This is a genomic window from Roseibium algae (assembly GCF_037783265.1).
GTDB lineage: Bacteria > Pseudomonadota > Alphaproteobacteria > Rhizobiales > Stappiaceae > Roseibium > Roseibium algae.
The window spans coordinates 603683-618360 of sequence record NZ_JBAKIA010000001.1 but is presented as its reverse complement, the minus strand read 5'-3'; the positions used below and the strand labels follow the sequence as shown (position 1 = coordinate 618360).

Annotated in this window: 11 protein-coding genes and 1 pseudogene; 10 read left to right on the top strand and 2 right to left on the bottom strand. The window is 54.1% G+C overall.

Annotated elements, in window-relative coordinates; all coding sequences use genetic code 11:
- Window positions 1–103 precede the first annotated feature (103 nt).
- From V6575_RS02795 to glpK, 3 genes are all read left to right on the top strand, one after another.
- Window positions 104–2440, top strand: a complete 2337-nt coding sequence (locus V6575_RS02795; protein ID WP_340272505.1) for a mechanosensitive ion channel domain-containing protein — start codon at window positions 104–106, stop codon at window positions 2438–2440.
- A gap of 152 nt (window positions 2441–2592) precedes the next feature.
- Window positions 2593–4113, top strand: a complete 1521-nt coding sequence (gene glpD / locus V6575_RS02790; protein WP_340272504.1) for a glycerol-3-phosphate dehydrogenase — start codon at window positions 2593–2595, stop codon at window positions 4111–4113.
- A gap of 69 nt (window positions 4114–4182) precedes the next feature.
- Complete coding sequence (gene glpK, locus V6575_RS02785; protein ID WP_340272503.1) at window positions 4183–5670, top strand: glycerol kinase GlpK; 1488 nt, start codon at window positions 4183–4185, stop codon at window positions 5668–5670.
- Between the two features lie 184 nt (window positions 5671–5854).
- Here the strand turns inward: glpK and V6575_RS02780 are convergent.
- Window positions 5855–6161 (bottom strand): annotated as a pseudogene (locus V6575_RS02780) (integrase core domain-containing protein); the annotation flags it as partial.
- A gap of 423 nt (window positions 6162–6584) precedes the next feature.
- Between V6575_RS02780 and V6575_RS02775 the strand changes: the two are divergent.
- From V6575_RS02775 to arsB, 5 genes are all read left to right on the top strand, one after another.
- Entirely contained in the window at window positions 6585–7796 is a 1212-nt protein-coding gene (locus tag V6575_RS02775; RefSeq protein WP_340272502.1) for a GTP-binding protein, read from the top strand.
- Window positions 7793–8446 (top strand): DUF1826 domain-containing protein, encoded by a 654-nt coding sequence (locus V6575_RS02770; RefSeq protein WP_340272501.1) that lies wholly within the window; start codon window positions 7793–7795, stop codon window positions 8444–8446. Before V6575_RS02775 ends, V6575_RS02770 begins: the two co-directional genes overlap by 4 nt.
- A 26-nt stretch (window positions 8447–8472) precedes the next feature.
- Entirely contained in the window at window positions 8473–9636 is a 1164-nt protein-coding gene (locus V6575_RS02765) for an S-(hydroxymethyl)glutathione dehydrogenase/class III alcohol dehydrogenase (protein ID WP_340272500.1), read from the top strand.
- A 167-nt stretch (window positions 9637–9803) separates the two neighbouring features.
- The gene (locus V6575_RS02760) at window positions 9804–10151 is read left to right on the top strand and encodes an ArsR/SmtB family transcription factor (protein WP_340272499.1); all 348 of its coding nucleotides are present in this window, start codon (window positions 9804–9806) and stop codon (window positions 10149–10151) included.
- A gap of 188 nt (window positions 10152–10339) precedes the next feature.
- Complete coding sequence (arsB, locus tag V6575_RS02755) at window positions 10340–11383, top strand: ACR3 family arsenite efflux transporter (protein ID WP_340272498.1); 1044 nt, start codon at window positions 10340–10342, stop codon at window positions 11381–11383.
- Window positions 11384–11500: 117 nt separating this feature from the next.
- Here the strand turns inward: arsB and V6575_RS02750 are convergent, their stop codons facing one another.
- Window positions 11501–12121, bottom strand: coding sequence for a LysE family translocator (locus V6575_RS02750; RefSeq protein WP_340272497.1), 621 nt, complete (start codon window positions 12119–12121; stop codon window positions 11501–11503).
- A 256-nt stretch (window positions 12122–12377) separates the two neighbouring features.
- On the opposite strand from V6575_RS02750, the gene V6575_RS02745 reads away from it, so the two are divergent.
- Both V6575_RS02745 and V6575_RS02740 read left to right on the top strand, forming a co-directional pair.
- Window positions 12378–13619 (top strand): NAD(P)/FAD-dependent oxidoreductase, encoded by a 1242-nt coding sequence (locus V6575_RS02745; RefSeq protein WP_340272496.1) that lies wholly within the window; start codon window positions 12378–12380, stop codon window positions 13617–13619.
- Between the two features lie 15 nt (window positions 13620–13634).
- Entirely contained in the window at window positions 13635–14666 is a 1032-nt protein-coding gene (locus tag V6575_RS02740; RefSeq protein WP_340272495.1) for a 4-hydroxyproline epimerase, read from the top strand.
- Window positions 14667–14678 lie beyond the last annotated feature (12 nt).

Here is a 14678-nt window from a genome sequence, read left to right as displayed (position 1 = left end):
TGCGCCTTTTTTTATATTTCTGGTGCAACAAGGATATCATCTTGTCTGACGCTTATGTGATTTTGGCATTGCCTGCTTGCTAGAAACGAACCGGATTTTTCAGATGTTGCTATTTACCCGGGCCTGCGCGGCTTTCCTTCTCTTCCTGTCAATCGTGTGTTCTGTGTTTGGTGAAGGCTCTGCAATGGCCGAGACTGAAGTCTCTCAGAAGACTTCAACGGAAACTGCGGTACCCTCGTTGAATGCCGCAAGCGAAGCCTTGATCAAGGTGCTGCAGGATCCCCAAAGCCGCGAAGCGCTGATCGAAAAGCTTCTGCAGATTCCAGCCGTGGCGGATCAAACGTCTGACGGCGGGGATGTCGCTTCGGAAAAAGCTCAACTCGTTGCTGAGCAAGCCAAGGAAAGCAGTGTTCGTGCAAAACACATGGGCTTTGCTGTTCGGCTTGGAAAATATACCAAGTTTCTTGCCGATGAAATTGAGGCGAGCTTCTTCAAGATTCGGGATTCCTTGCAGGGCTTTGTTCAGTTCGCCGATGGAGAAGTCCAGGTTCAAAGAGCTGCGGCAAAGCTGGCTGCTTTTGAAATCTTTGTGGTTTTGGCTGCTGCGCTGATCGTTTTCATCCTCGGCCAGAAGGTGCTGGTCGCGGTTTTTAAACGCTATGCTGTCCAAGTGACATATGGCAGGGAAGCGCTGCGGGTGTTCATGCTTGTCCTGACCACCATTGGAGATGCGGCAACTGTTCTTATTGGTTGGGCTGCGGGCTACGGTGTGGCTCTGATAGAAATGGGTGACCTCAGAGGTGGCGTTTCGCTGATGGAAAGCCTCGCTCTGAATGCATTTTTGGTGACGGGTCTTGCCAAGGTTGCACTGCGATTCGTGTTCGCACCGGAGCGACCTGTTCTCAGGCTATTGCCTTTTGAAGACACTGCCTCGACTTATTGGGCTTCGCGGCTTGGCCTGGTTGTATCCTGGATTGGATATGGCGTGATGCTGGGCGTGCCGACTGCAAATTTAACCGTCTCGGATACATTGGGCAATGCAGTGCGGGTCTTTGTCGTTCTTCTGGCGGTGATCTATCTGCTGAGCTTGGTTCACCGAAACAGGAGACGTGTCGGAAGCGGTATCAAAGGCTATGGGGAGCACCTTACCAGCGAGCTTGCTAAGGGGGCTCTGGCTCGTCTCTCCGGCTTTTGGCACTGGGCTGCTTATCTTTATATCTTTGTGACCTTTGGCGTTTGGTGGTCCAGTCCGGTCGATGCGATGACAATCATCATACGTTCGACGGCCATGTCGATCCTGACCATCATGGGTGGTTCCTTGATTTCCGTCATGGTGACCCGGGCAATCATCGGCGGCATTCGCCTGCCAGCCGGGCTTCAGGAGAGCCTTCCTGCTCTGCAGGGCAGGTTGAATGCCTTTGTGCCGAGAATCCTGAAAATCATCCGGATCATTGTCTTTGTTGTGACAATCTCGATTTTGCTGGAGATCTGGGGCGCATTCAGTTTCAGCGGTTGGCTGGAATCTCCAACCGGATCTGACCTGGTTGGTAGTCTCAGCTCTGGCCTGCTTGTGTTGTTGGTTGCCTTCATGGTCTGGTTGGGCGTGATGTCCTGGGTTGATCTCAGACTGCGGGCGCATTCAGGTCATGTTGTGACGTCTCGTGTCCGCACCTTGTTTCAGCTCTTCCGGAATGGCTTCACAGTGGTTGTGATGGTCATGGCCACGCTGCTTGCCTTGTCCGAAATCGGGGTTGATATTGGCCCGCTGATTGCTGGTGCCGGTGTCCTTGGTCTTGCGTTTTCATTCGGTGCACAGACGTTGGTCAAGGATATTATTACAGGCGCTTTCATTCAAATTGAGAATGCGATCAACGAGGGGGATGTGGTCACGGTTGGTGGCACCACCGGAACAGTCGAGCGTTTGACGATCAGGTCTGTGTGTCTGCGAGATCTTCAGGGAACCACGCATATCGTACCGTTCTCATCGGTTACGATGGTGTCGAACTTCATGCGTGACTTCTCATACCATGTTGCCGTGATTGGCGTTTCCTATGATACGGATATCAAAACTGCGAAGCTGGCCATGGTGGAGGCTTTCCGACGGTTGAATGAAAGCGATTATGGCAATCGTATTCTCGGCGAACTGGAAATGCACGGCGTGATTAACTTCGGCGATAGCTCGATCGACATACGGGCGCGTATCAAGACAACGCCTGGTGATCAATGGTCAACTGGCCGTGCTTACAATGAAATCCTGAAGCAGGTCTTTGATGAGCAGGGGATCGAAATTCCATTCCCTCAGGTCACTTATCACACAGCAGTTCCGGCTGTTGCGGGTGCGGTGGTTGCCGCCGCTGCAGCAAGTGCGGATCCAGTTGCTGCGCAAAATGAAGAATACGACAGTGGCGAGCCTGCGCCGCCAGATAGCAGCGGTGAATGAGCCGTTTTTCTTGTTGATCTAACCGAAAACCGCCACAGAATCTCTGTGGCGGTTTTTGTTTGATTGAATTTCGTGAAGTTTCGTTTTATTTTCGTTTTAAGATGCAATCCGCGTTTTTTTCTGCGCGGTAGACAGGCTTCTGGAGGCATGCAATGACGCCCGACTATGATCTTGTGGTGATCGGTGGTGGGATCAATGGGACAGGTATTGCGCGCGATGCTGTCGGGCGGGGCGCGTCCGTGCTGCTGGCGGAAATGGGCGACCTTGCGGGTGCGACATCCTCTGCCTCGACCAAACTGATCCACGGTGGTCTTCGCTACCTGGAGTATTATGAATTCGATCTGGTACGCAAAGCGCTGAAAGAGCGCGAAGTGCTCTGGCGGTCCGCGCCGCATATTGCGTGGCCGATGCGTTTCATTCTGCCGCATCACAACGAGCTGCGCCCGGCCTGGTTGCTCCGCCTCGGGCTCTTTCTTTATGATCATTTGGGCGGGCGGAAGCTCTTGCCTGCGACCAAGACTGTCGCGCTGGATCAAGCGCCGTTCGCCAATGACCTCAAATCCATGTTCAAAAAGGGATTTGAATATTCGGATTGCTGGGTCGAAGACGCACGTTTGGTGGTGCTCAATGCGCGTGACGCGGCAGATCGGGGTGCGGAAATCCTGACCCGCACCAAATGCACACACGCGCGCCGGGAAGATGGGATCTGGAAGATCACATTACATGATCTGGGAAACGGTGAAGATCGCGTTGTGACCGCGCGGGTTCTTGTCAATGCGGCAGGGCCATGGGTTGCTGACTTGTTGTCCGGAGTGGTCGGGGCCAACCGGACTTCGAACGTGCGTCTGGTCAAGGGCAGCCATATTGTTGTACCGCGCCTGTTTGAGCATGATCGTTGTTTCATTTTTCAAAATGGCGACGGACGGATCATGTTTGCAATTCCCTATGAGCGGGACTTCACATTGATTGGCACCACGGATGTGGATTATGAGGCTGATCCGGGTGATGTGAAGATTTCGAAAGGTGAGATCGAGTATCTCTGCCAATCCGTAAGCGAGTATCTGAAAAAGCCGGTGAAGCCGGCAGATATCGTGCATACGTATTCCGGTGTCAGGCCGCTTTATGATGATGGTGCCGCTGATGCCAAGGCGGCGACACGAGACTATGTTCTTGAGCTGGAGGCAGCTGAGGGTGTCCCCGCGCTATTGTCTGTCTTTGGCGGAAAGATAACGACCTATCGCAAGTTGGCCGAGCAGGTTCTGGAAAAGCTGGATCCGTATTTGCCGTTCAAGCGTGGGGTGTGGACCGCCTATGCGCCGCTTCCAGGTGGGGATTTCAGGGTGCAGGATGTCGATGTCTTGATCGAAAGGCTCTGTGCGGAGTTTACGTTTCTCGATAACGTCCATGCAGCTCGGTTGATCCGTGGCTATGGCACGGATGCTAGCATGATGCTGTCAGGTTGCGAGAGCGCAGAAGGGCTTGGCAAATGCTTCGGTTACAATCTTTATGAGGCAGAAGTACGCTGGTTGATCGACCGGGAGTGGGCACGATCAGCCGATGATATTGTGTGGCGCCGCACGAAGCTGGGCTTGCGTTTGTCTGCAACCGAGATGGCGGCGTTGGACACATTCGTGGCCCGCTATCTTGCGGAAAAAGCCGAAGAAGCTGCATAAAATACAATGGATAGATTGGCCCGAACCTGAGGAGGGGCGGGGTCTTTATCTCATCAGGGAGAAGTTGCGATGTCTGGCGCTATACTGGCCATTGATCAGGGAACCACATCAAGCAGGGCTATTGTGTTCGGGGCTGATTTTGAACCAGTCAGCACTGGCCAGATGGAATTCGCGCAGCATTTTCCCAAATCCGGTTGGGTGGAGCATGATCCTGCCGATTTGTGGTCAACCACCCTTGCTGTCTGCAAGGAAGCTCTGAAAAGCTCAGCAATGCCGCTCTCCGACATTGCTGCGATCGGCATTACCAATCAGAGGGAAACGACGCTGGTCTGGGATCGCAAGACCGGGGAGCCTGTCTACAATGCGATTGTCTGGCAGGATCGGCGCACGTCAGACTTTTGTGCATACTTGCGCGGCGAAGGCCATGAAACGTTGTTCACGGAAAAGACCGGTCTGTTGCTGGATCCCTATTTTTCCGGCACGAAGGTTGCCTGGATCCTGAAGAACGTCGAGGGCGCAAGAGAGCGTGCAGAGCGCGGTGAATTGGCGTTTGGCACCGTCGACAGTTGGCTCATCTGGAATCTGACGGGAGGCGAGCGTCATGTCACCGATGCGACCAATGCGTCCCGGACACTCCTGTTTAACATTCACGACAATGTCTGGGATGTCGATCTTTGCCGCTTGCTTCATGTGCCGATGTCGATGTTGCCGGAGGTTTGCGATTGCTCTGATGATTTCGGTATGACCAAAGCGGACCTGTTCGGCAAATCACTGCCTATCCTGGGTGTTGCCGGGGATCAGCAAGCTGCGACAGTTGGTCAGGCCTGTTTTGCCCCCGGCATGGTCAAGTCGACCTATGGCACAGGGTGCTTTGCGCTGATCAACACAGGCGACAATCCGGTCTCTTCCCGAAACCGGCTTTTGACCACCATCGCTTACCGGCTTGATGGCAAGACCACCTATGCTCTGGAAGGCTCCATCTTCGTGGCAGGCGCAGCGGTTCAGTGGCTCAGGGATGGCCTTGGCCTGATTTCGGATGCCAGTGAAACGCAAGGGCTTGCCGAACAGGCTGACCCGGAGCAGCAAATCTATATGGTGCCAGCCTTTGTCGGGCTTGGGGCTCCGCATTGGGATGCTGAAGCGCGCGGGGCTATTTATGGTTTGACCCGTGCGACCGGTCCGCGTGAATTCGCGCGTGCGGCGCTGGAGAGCGTTGGTTATCAGACGCGCGATTTGATTGATGCCATGCAGGATGACTGGAGCGCTGAAGGGGAAACTGTTCTGCGTGTGGATGGCGGCATGACGGCCTCAGATTGGACGATGCAGTTCCTCGCAGACATCCTCGGAGCGCCGGTGGATCGACCAAGTGTGCCTGAGACAACAGCACTTGGGGCCGCATGGCTTGCCGGTTCTCGATCGGGCGCGTGGCCCGGACAAGAGGAATTTTCCGCAAAATGGCATCTGGATCGAAGATTTTCTCCGGCCATGGAGGATTCTGAGCGCACCAAACTTTTGGACGGTTGGCGTGATGCCGTGCGCCGAACCCGATCCTCTTAAGCGATGAAGAGCCTGCCAGCAGGTGGGTCACTTGATGTAATAGGTAAACAATTTCAATTATTTACCTAAGGTAATTCGGCGGTTTTCAGTTGATGAAATTTTCTATTTGAATGGTCTAAATTGTTACTTTGATTACGACAGTGATCCTTATGATTGGCCCCATCTGATTGGTCCATTTTGAAAGTTAGTGCATGCTTGGCCTTTGGTCCATCGGGCGGTGGCTTCCGGGGCAGGTGGGCGATAGCCCAATACTCAGTTTTCGGTGCACTGTGGGGTCGTTTTGTGTTGTCGTGTTTTCTCCAGCTTTCGATGATGACTTGAGCCTCCCGCAGAAATTTGAAGATCTCTCCTTTCAACAGTTCATCGCGCAAGCGCGCATCGAAGCCCTCATAGTATCCGTTCTCCCAGGGCGAGCCTGGTTCGATGTAGGCGGTTTGGGCTCCAACGGCCTTGATCCAGTCCCTGACTGCCTGAGCAACGAACTGAGGGCCGTAACACCTTCGGAACGACGTTGATTGAGAGGCTATGACCGCCTGTGCAGTCCTCCAATAGCACTCACTGGTGATCGTAGCCGTGCCTCAGGTTTCTAAAGTGGTTTTGGTCGCTTGATAGCCATCTGTGGTCCTCCGTTTTCCTAACTATACGGGTGGACTAATTCAAAGGGGGAAGATCACACCAAAACCCTCTTCGCCGCGACGCCTCAGGCGGGTGTCGAAAGCATCAAGAAACGATTGGCTGCGAAGGCGGGGTAGGTTTTTTCATTGCTTCAAAATGTGTGAAGGTGCGCGCTGCCGCGCCTTCAGTGCGTTTTGGGTGAGCTTGCAGGGGGTGTGAGCCCCTTTGAGTTTTATCTTGCGGTGAGCGAGTCTATCCGATAATGTAATGTAATAACATTACTAAATTGGAGAGCAAACTTGGCTGATCAACGTCTTCCTGTCACAGTTTTGTCGGGCTTTCTGGGGGCGGGAAAAACCACGCTTTTGAACACTGTTCTGAATGACCGCGAGGGGCGCCGTGTCGCGGTTATTGTCAATGATATGTCCGAGGTGAATATCGATGCGGATCTTGTACGCGCCGACACGGCGTTGAGCCGGACAGATGAAACACTGGTGGAGATGTCCAATGGCTGCATTTGCTGCACCTTGCGCGACGACCTGCTGGTTGAAGTCCAGCGTCTGGCTGCTGAAGGGCGTTTTGATTATCTGTTGATCGAGTCCACCGGTATTTCGGAACCGTTGCCGGTGGCGGCAACATTCGAATTTCGCGATGAAAATGGCGAGAGTCTGTCCGATGTTGCAAGGCTGGATACCATGGTGACCGTGGTGGATGCAGCGAATCTACTCAACGATTTCTCCTCTCATGATTTTTTGCGTGATCGTGGCGAGACGATGGGGGACGAAGACGAACGGACTTTGGTGCATTTGCTAACCGATCAGATCGAATTCGCGGATGTTGTTATTCTGAACAAGGTGGATGCTGCAGGACCGGATAAGGTTGATGCGGCCCGCAAAATCATTCGCAGCCTGAATGCGGATACCGAAATTGTTGAAACCAACCAGTCCGTCGTGGCGTCGGATAAGATCCTCGATACAGGTCTGTTCAACTTTGAGCGGGCGCATGAACATCCGATGTGGGCAAAAGAGCTTTACGGTTTCGCGGATCACGTTCCGGAAACCGAAGAATACGGCGTAGCTTCATTCGTATACCGCGCGCGTCGTCCCTTCGTTCCAGAACGTATCTTTGAGGCTCTGAACGGCGACCTGCCGGGAGTTATCCGCGCCAAGGGCCACTTTTGGATCTCTACCCGGCCTGACTGGGTTGCGGAGTTCTCGCTCACTGGGTCTTTGTCCAGCGTGACGCCGCTTGGAACATGGTGGGCGTCGGTCCCGAAAGAACGACAACCCACGCATGAGAGCGCGCAGGCCTATATGAAAACCCATTGGCAAGAGCCTTGGGGAGATCGCCGCCAGGAGCTCGTGTTTATCGGGGCTGGCATCGATTGGACTACGCTCAAGGCTATGCTCGACGCCTGTCTTGTTCCTGAGCATCTCGCCCTTGGACCTGATGCGCTCCCGAACCTGCCAGACCCGTTTCCGGCCTGGCGGCGAGCTCAGGAGGCCGCATGAAGCTTCAGCACGAATTTATGAAGGACGTGGTCGCTGGTGTTGGTCTCGCGACAACGCCCAACGGCCTGTCTTCCATTGAACATCCTGGATGCGCGGCTGCGATTTGGCAGCGCCAACCCCTCAAGACGTTTCAAGATTGGATTGACAGCCTGGAGAAGGAGGTACTGCCCAGGGCGCGTATTATTCTTCGTCCAGAAGTGGTGCGGGCCGCAATGACAGACCTTTTCGAGGGTTCCAGGTTACCAGAGTGCAACGAGCGCTCCATGCTCGTCGATGATATCGCTGCCATGGCGAATATTCTCGCCAGTGTTATGCAGGTGCCCTATCTCCGGCTTCGCCTTGACGTAATTTCAACCAATGCTTGCCGGAAGTTTCATGTTGATGCAGTCACAGCGCGGCTGATTTGCACCTACAGGGGCAGCGGGACTCAATACGGCATTTCAATGAATGGTGAGGAGCCGCGACGGATTTGCAGCGTCTCAACAGGGTCACCCATGATCTTGCGTGGAACACTCTGGCCTGAAGCGCCAAGATCCGGCCTGCTTCATAGGTCTCCCCCGATTGAAGGGACAGAAGAGACACGGCTCGTGCTCGTGCTTGATCCGATTTCAGATATCGATGGCGGTTTGGATCAACAGCTCATCCATTAGGAATTGCAATTAATAGGAGACCCGGAATGAAAACGCGCGCAGCTATTGCCTGGGAGCCAAATAGGCCCCTCGAAATCGAAGAGATAGACTTGGAAGGCCCAAAGGATGGTGAAGTTCTTGTTCGGATCGTTACAACCAGTCTGTGCCACACCGATGTCTTCACATTGTCTGGTGATGATCCGGAAGGCTTGTTCCCTTGCGTTCTGGGTCATGAAGGGTGCGGTGTCGTGGAAGAGGTCGGCAGGGGCGTCACCTCGGTAAAGCCCGGGGATCATGTGATTCCGCTCTATATTCCCGAGGACCCCAATTGTCCTTACATTAAATCGGGTAAGACCAATCTGTGCCAGACCATTCGCAAAACCCAGGGCGCGGGTGTCATGCCCGACGGTACGTCGCGATTTTCTTATAAAGGCAAGCAGATCCTGCATTATATGGGTACCAGCACATTTAGCGAATATACAGTTCTCCCCGAAATCTCAGTCGCCAAGATCTCCAAAGAGGCGCCCTTGTCCAAGGCCTCGGTCATGGGATGCGCGGTGCCGACGGGTATGGGAGCTGTCCGTAACACTGCCAAAGTTGAGGCTGGTGCGACGGTCGCGGTCTTTGGTCTCGGGGCCGTGGGCATGGCGGTGATCCAGGGAGCCGTGATGAGCGGTGCGTCCAGGATCATTGGTATCGACATCAACCCGTCGAAGTTTCTTTTGGCCAAAGCTCTAGGTGCCACGGAATGCCTCAACCCCAAAGACTATGATGCCCCGATTCAGGATGTGCTGGTCGACATGACGGGCGGTGGTCTAGATTATACATTTGAGGCCGTTGGCAGTGTGGACTTGATGCGTGCGGCGCTTGAATCTTGTCACAAAGGTTGGGGTGAAAGCACCGTGATCGGAGTTGCCGGTGCGGGACAGGAGATTGCAACGCGCCCATTTCAACTGGTCACGGGGCGCGTATGGCGCGGGACAGCCTTTGGCGGGGTCAGAGGCCGCAGTGAATTGCCGGGCATGGTTGATGAATGGATGAACGGTGATTTCAGTGTTGACCCCTACATCACGCACCATATGAACCATAATCAGATCAACACCGCCTTCGACCTGCTTAAGGCGGGCAAATCTATCCGGTCTGTCATCCACTTCCAGCCAGAGGAGACGATGATCGTCAATTCCTTGCCGGGAGAGTTCGTTCCAGAGTGATTTGAAATCGGACGACTTTTGTGGTCCCGTGCGTTTCCTATTTACTATGGGATTTGCGCGGGACTGATTTACGGCGCAACCTGCCTGATAGCCTTTTGATATCCAGCATTTGTTTTGTGATTGCACTTGATGCTTGATAAATTCCATATTTCGAGTATTCTCGAAATATGGAAAAAGAAATTGCTCTCGATGCTTTAGCTGCCCTGGGTCAAGAAACCCGCCTCGACGTCTTTCGCTTGTTGGTGAAGGTCGGACCAGAAGGCATGACCGCAGGCGCCATCTCCGAAAAGCTTGAAGTTCGACCGAATACCCTATCGACGCATCTTGGCGTTCTGTCCCGGTCTGGCCTTGTGCACGCCAGCCGGGATGGTCGCTCCATCATTTATTCCGCCAGACTGCCTGCGATGCAGGATCTTGTCATGTATCTGCTGCAGGATTGCTGCGGCGGAAATCCGGAGCTGTGCGCGCCAGTGTTTAAGACTTTGTCTGGTCCGGCATCAGGACCTGGCGGTTAATGCGAACGTATCAAGCGACTTAAAGCGCGTTTCCTTTGCAGGGACGCTTTATCAAACGTGGTTCTGGGCAAGGGCAATCTGCAGGTCTGGACCGTCGGCGTGACAGACTGACGATAGACCTATGACTTTCTTAAATGCCGTTTGCCCACGGTGAAATTAATTGAAACTGATACTCAGGAGATCGAAGTTTGGATTCCGTAGAACACTCACCCCTTGGACTTTTTGAGCGCTATCTCTCTCTCTGGGTAGCCTCGTGTATCGCAGCTGGCGTCGGATTGGGGCTCTTCGTTCCTGGTGTTTTTTCGACCATCGCCGCCTTGGAATATGCCAGCGTTAATCTGGTTGTTGCCGTGTTCATCTGGGTCATGATCTACCCGATGATGGTCAATGTGGATTTCGCCTCGCTGAAGGACGTTGGCAAGAAACCAAAGGGCCTTTGCATCACGCTGGTGATCAACTGGCTGATTAAGCCATTCACCATGGCGGCACTCGGCATTCTATTCTTTGAAATCATTTTTGCGGGGCTTGTCGATCCGCAAGATGCCAAGGAATACATCGCCGGCATGATCCTACTTGGGGTGGCACCATGTACGGCAATGGTTTTTGTCTGGAGCCAACTGGTCAGAGGTGATGCCAATTACACGCTTGTGCAGGTTTCAATCAACGACATCATCATGGTGTTTGCATTCGCGCCGATCACCGCTTTGCTGCTCGGTGTGACAGACATTGTTGTTCCTTGGGAAACCCTTCTGTTGTCGGTCGCTCTTTATGTGATCATCCCGCTCGCTGCTGGGTATGTGACGCGCAAGGCTCTGGACAGTTCCGGCAACAACGATCGTATCGAGCAGTTCACGGCTCGGATAAAACCGTTCTCTGTGATGGGGCTGCTGGCCACAGTTGTTTTGCTGTTCGGATTTCAAGCACAGACAATCGTTGACAAGCCGAGTGTCATTGCCCTGATCGCGGTGCCGCTGATTGTTCAAAGCTATGGAATTTTTGCCTTGGCCTATGCTTGGGGCTACCTGTGGCGGGTGCCATTCTCGACTGCGGCTCCGGCCGCGATGATTGGAACTTCCAACTTCTTCGAACTTGCCGTCGCCGTTGCGATCAGTCTGTTTGGGTTGAATTCGGGCGCAGCGCTTGCCACAGTCGTCGGCGTGCTGGTCGAGGTGCCTGTAATGCTGTCTTTGGTCGCATTTGCCAATCGGACCCGGCATTGGTTTGATAAGTGATTTTGGATGCGACCCCGAATATCTTCGGGGCGAACCGCACAGGAAGATTTCCTGCAGCGGCTCGCCCCGCAGGAACTCTCAATTCATAGGTAATGGAGCGGTGCCTTATCGTATTCGTTACCGTGTCGCAGCCATGAAAACACTGCCGCCGATCAGGCAGGCCCCGCCTGTGTAACCGACTTTTTTCTGTGCAGCCCGGCTTTGAAACATCAGCCTTGCACGGGCAGCCAGAAGTGCATAGCCGCCAAGGGGTATACAGACTGCAAAAGAGGACGTGATTGCCATAATCGTCAATTGCAGCGCCATGCTTCTGTCTGGGTCAATGAATTGCGAGAGAAACGCCATATAAAAGACGATGGCTTTCGGGTTCAGGACGGCGGTGATCAGACCAGCCCAGAAACTGGCCCAGGAAGAAGATTCCTCCTGCGTTTCGACTATAAAATCAGCCCCGTTTTTCGCATCCATGATCTGACGGTATCCCAAATACGCCAGGTAGAAGACGCCTGCCCATTTCACAATTTGAAACAGCACGGCAGACGTTGCGAGCAGTGCACCGACGCCCATGAATGACAGGCCAATCAGCAATAGGCCGCCGATCACATCGCCCAAGATGCATATGATTGCAGCTTTCTTTCCCTTGGCGACGGCCTGGCCGATGACAAGAAGGACGCTTGGTCCGGGAATCAGTGTCAAGATGATGCTGGCCATTGTAAAGGCGAGCCAGGCTTCAATGGCCATTGGCAGGTTCCAGGTGCATGAGAAAACGATTTGCTTGGGAACGTTGGAAATTCAATCGTCTAGGGAGGGTATTTTTCTAAGATCGGCAGCACCATAATTCCATGGACTTGAATGTGCAACTTGGCTTGGCTTCAAACGCTTTTACCTGCCCGAGCACTGGCCGCTACCATCTTGGGCAAATTGAAGGGCTGGCGGATGCACACTGTGATCAAAACAGAGCTTGCAAACTGGTTCGAAATGCCAAATCTGTGGGGTTATGACTGGACCTCATATTCATATCGTTGGCGCGGGCATTATTGGGCTCGCCACAGCCTCTATTCTTGTGAGCCGTGGCTGCAAGGTAACTATCCTTGATCGGGAGGGCGTCGCCGCGGGTGCCAGCCAGGGCAATGCGGGTGGTATTGCCTGGACGGATGTTGCGCCGCTTGCCTCTCCTGGCGTTTGGAAAGATGCGCTGAAGTGGCTGTCTGATCCGCTGGGGCCACTGACAATCCGGCCGAGTTATGCGTTGAAAATCCTGCCGTGGATGATGAGATTCATGGCCGCTTCCAGCAAATCCCAGGTGCGCGAAAGCACGGAAGCGCTTGCTGCGCTCAATCATGATGCGTTGCCTGGCTGGGAGCGGCTCTGGAGGTTGACCGGAACGCATAATCAGGTGCGCTACAATGGTTGTCTGGAAGTTTTCGACAATGTGGCGAAGCTGGATCGCAATCGCCTGAAATGGGCGAAGCAGCGTGAATACGGCATCGAAGTCAACGAGTTGTCTGGCGGTGATGTGCGGGACATGGAACCGGATCTGGCAAGTTCAATTGTCGGCGGTGCTTTTCTGCCCGGCTGGGCCCAGATGGATGACCCGAAGAAGCTCTGTCTGTCACTGGCCGATTGGCTTGAGGCGCAAGGCGTTGTTTTTGAAGTCGCTGATGTTGAACGAGTTACCGCATCGGATGACGGTGCAGAGCTTACGTTCTCGGATGGATCAAGGCGGGCCTGCGCCAAATTGGTGATCGCTTGCGGGGCATGGTCGAAGAAGCTGGCGTCTCAACTTGGTGACCCTGTGCCGCTTGATACGGAGCGAGGCTACAATATCACAGTGCCGGAACCAGGCGTTTCGATCCGAAATTTCATCATGCTGCCGGGACATGGCTTTGTCCTGTCTCCGCTGGAGAGCGGACTCAGGATTGGTGGTGCGGTGGAGTTTGGCGGTTTGGATCTGCCCGCCAACTGGAGGCGTGTGGATGCGATGATTGCCAAGGCTAAGACGATCTATCCGAAGCTTGATGCCTCTGTTGGCAAACGCTGGATGGGGTTTCGCCCGTCTCTGCCGGACAGCCTGCCAGTGATTGGGACTTCGTCTGCCAGTGAGCATATTGTTTACGGGTTTGGACATGCGCATCATGGTTTGACTGAGGCCGCGACAACGGGCGAACAACTTGCCGCATTGTTATTGGGCGAAAAGCCAAGCCTTGATCTTGCGCCCTTCCGGGCGACCCGCTTTTAACAAGGGAACTGTTCGATGGCCCGACACACGTTTTTTTGCATTGACGGTCATACTTGCGGCAATCCTGTTCGGCTTGTGGCAGGTGGCGGGCCGCGGATTAAAGCCGCCTCCATGTTTGAACGTCGCCAGACGTTCATCGCTGAGTATGACTGGATCCGTACCGGTTTGATGTTTGAGCCACGCGGTCACGACATGATGTCCGGCTCCATTTTGTATCCACCCACAGATGACGCCTATGATGTTGGTGTGCTCTATATCGAGACGTCCGGTTGCCTGCCCATGTGCGGGCACGGAACAATCGGCACCGTGACCATGGCGATTGAAGAAGGTTTGCTGAAGCCGAAGACACCGGGCCAGGCACGGCTGGAAACGCCAGCGGGTCTGGTGCTTGCCGATTATGAAATGGATGGCGATTATGTTTCCTCGGTCAAGCTGACCAATGTGCCGTCCTTCTTGGCGGCGGAAGGTCTTGAGATCGATTGTCCTGAATTTGGCCGGCTAACTTTCGACGTTGCTTATGGTGGTAATTTCTATGCGATCATTGAACCGCAGGAGAATTTCCCTGGGGTCGGATCTGTTCCCGTTGATCAGCTTATGTCCGTTAGTCCGAAGTTGAGACTGGCCCTAAACGAAGCCTTTGAAATGCGGCACCCGGAAAATCCGGAGATCAAGGGTATTACGCATATCCAGTGGACCGGACCTGCCGCAGACCCCAAGGCAGACGCCCGCAATGCCGTGTTCTACGGCGATAAGGCGATTGACCGCAGTCCTTGCGGCACGGGAACGTCAGCGCGTATGGCGCAGCTGTTCGGCAAAGGCAAACTGAACGTCGGCGATACGTTCGTCCATGAGAGCGTCATCGGCTCGCTCTTCACCGGAGGCGTCAAGGCCGACGTTCTGGTCGGCACCAAACGGGGCATCATCCCGACCATCGAGGGCTGGGCAGTTAAGACTGGGACCAGCACCATCACTCTGGACGAGCGCGATCCTTACATGACGGGATTTTCGGTCACTGGAACCGGCGTGAAACGCTATCCGAGGCCGTAGAGTTTTCTTCGA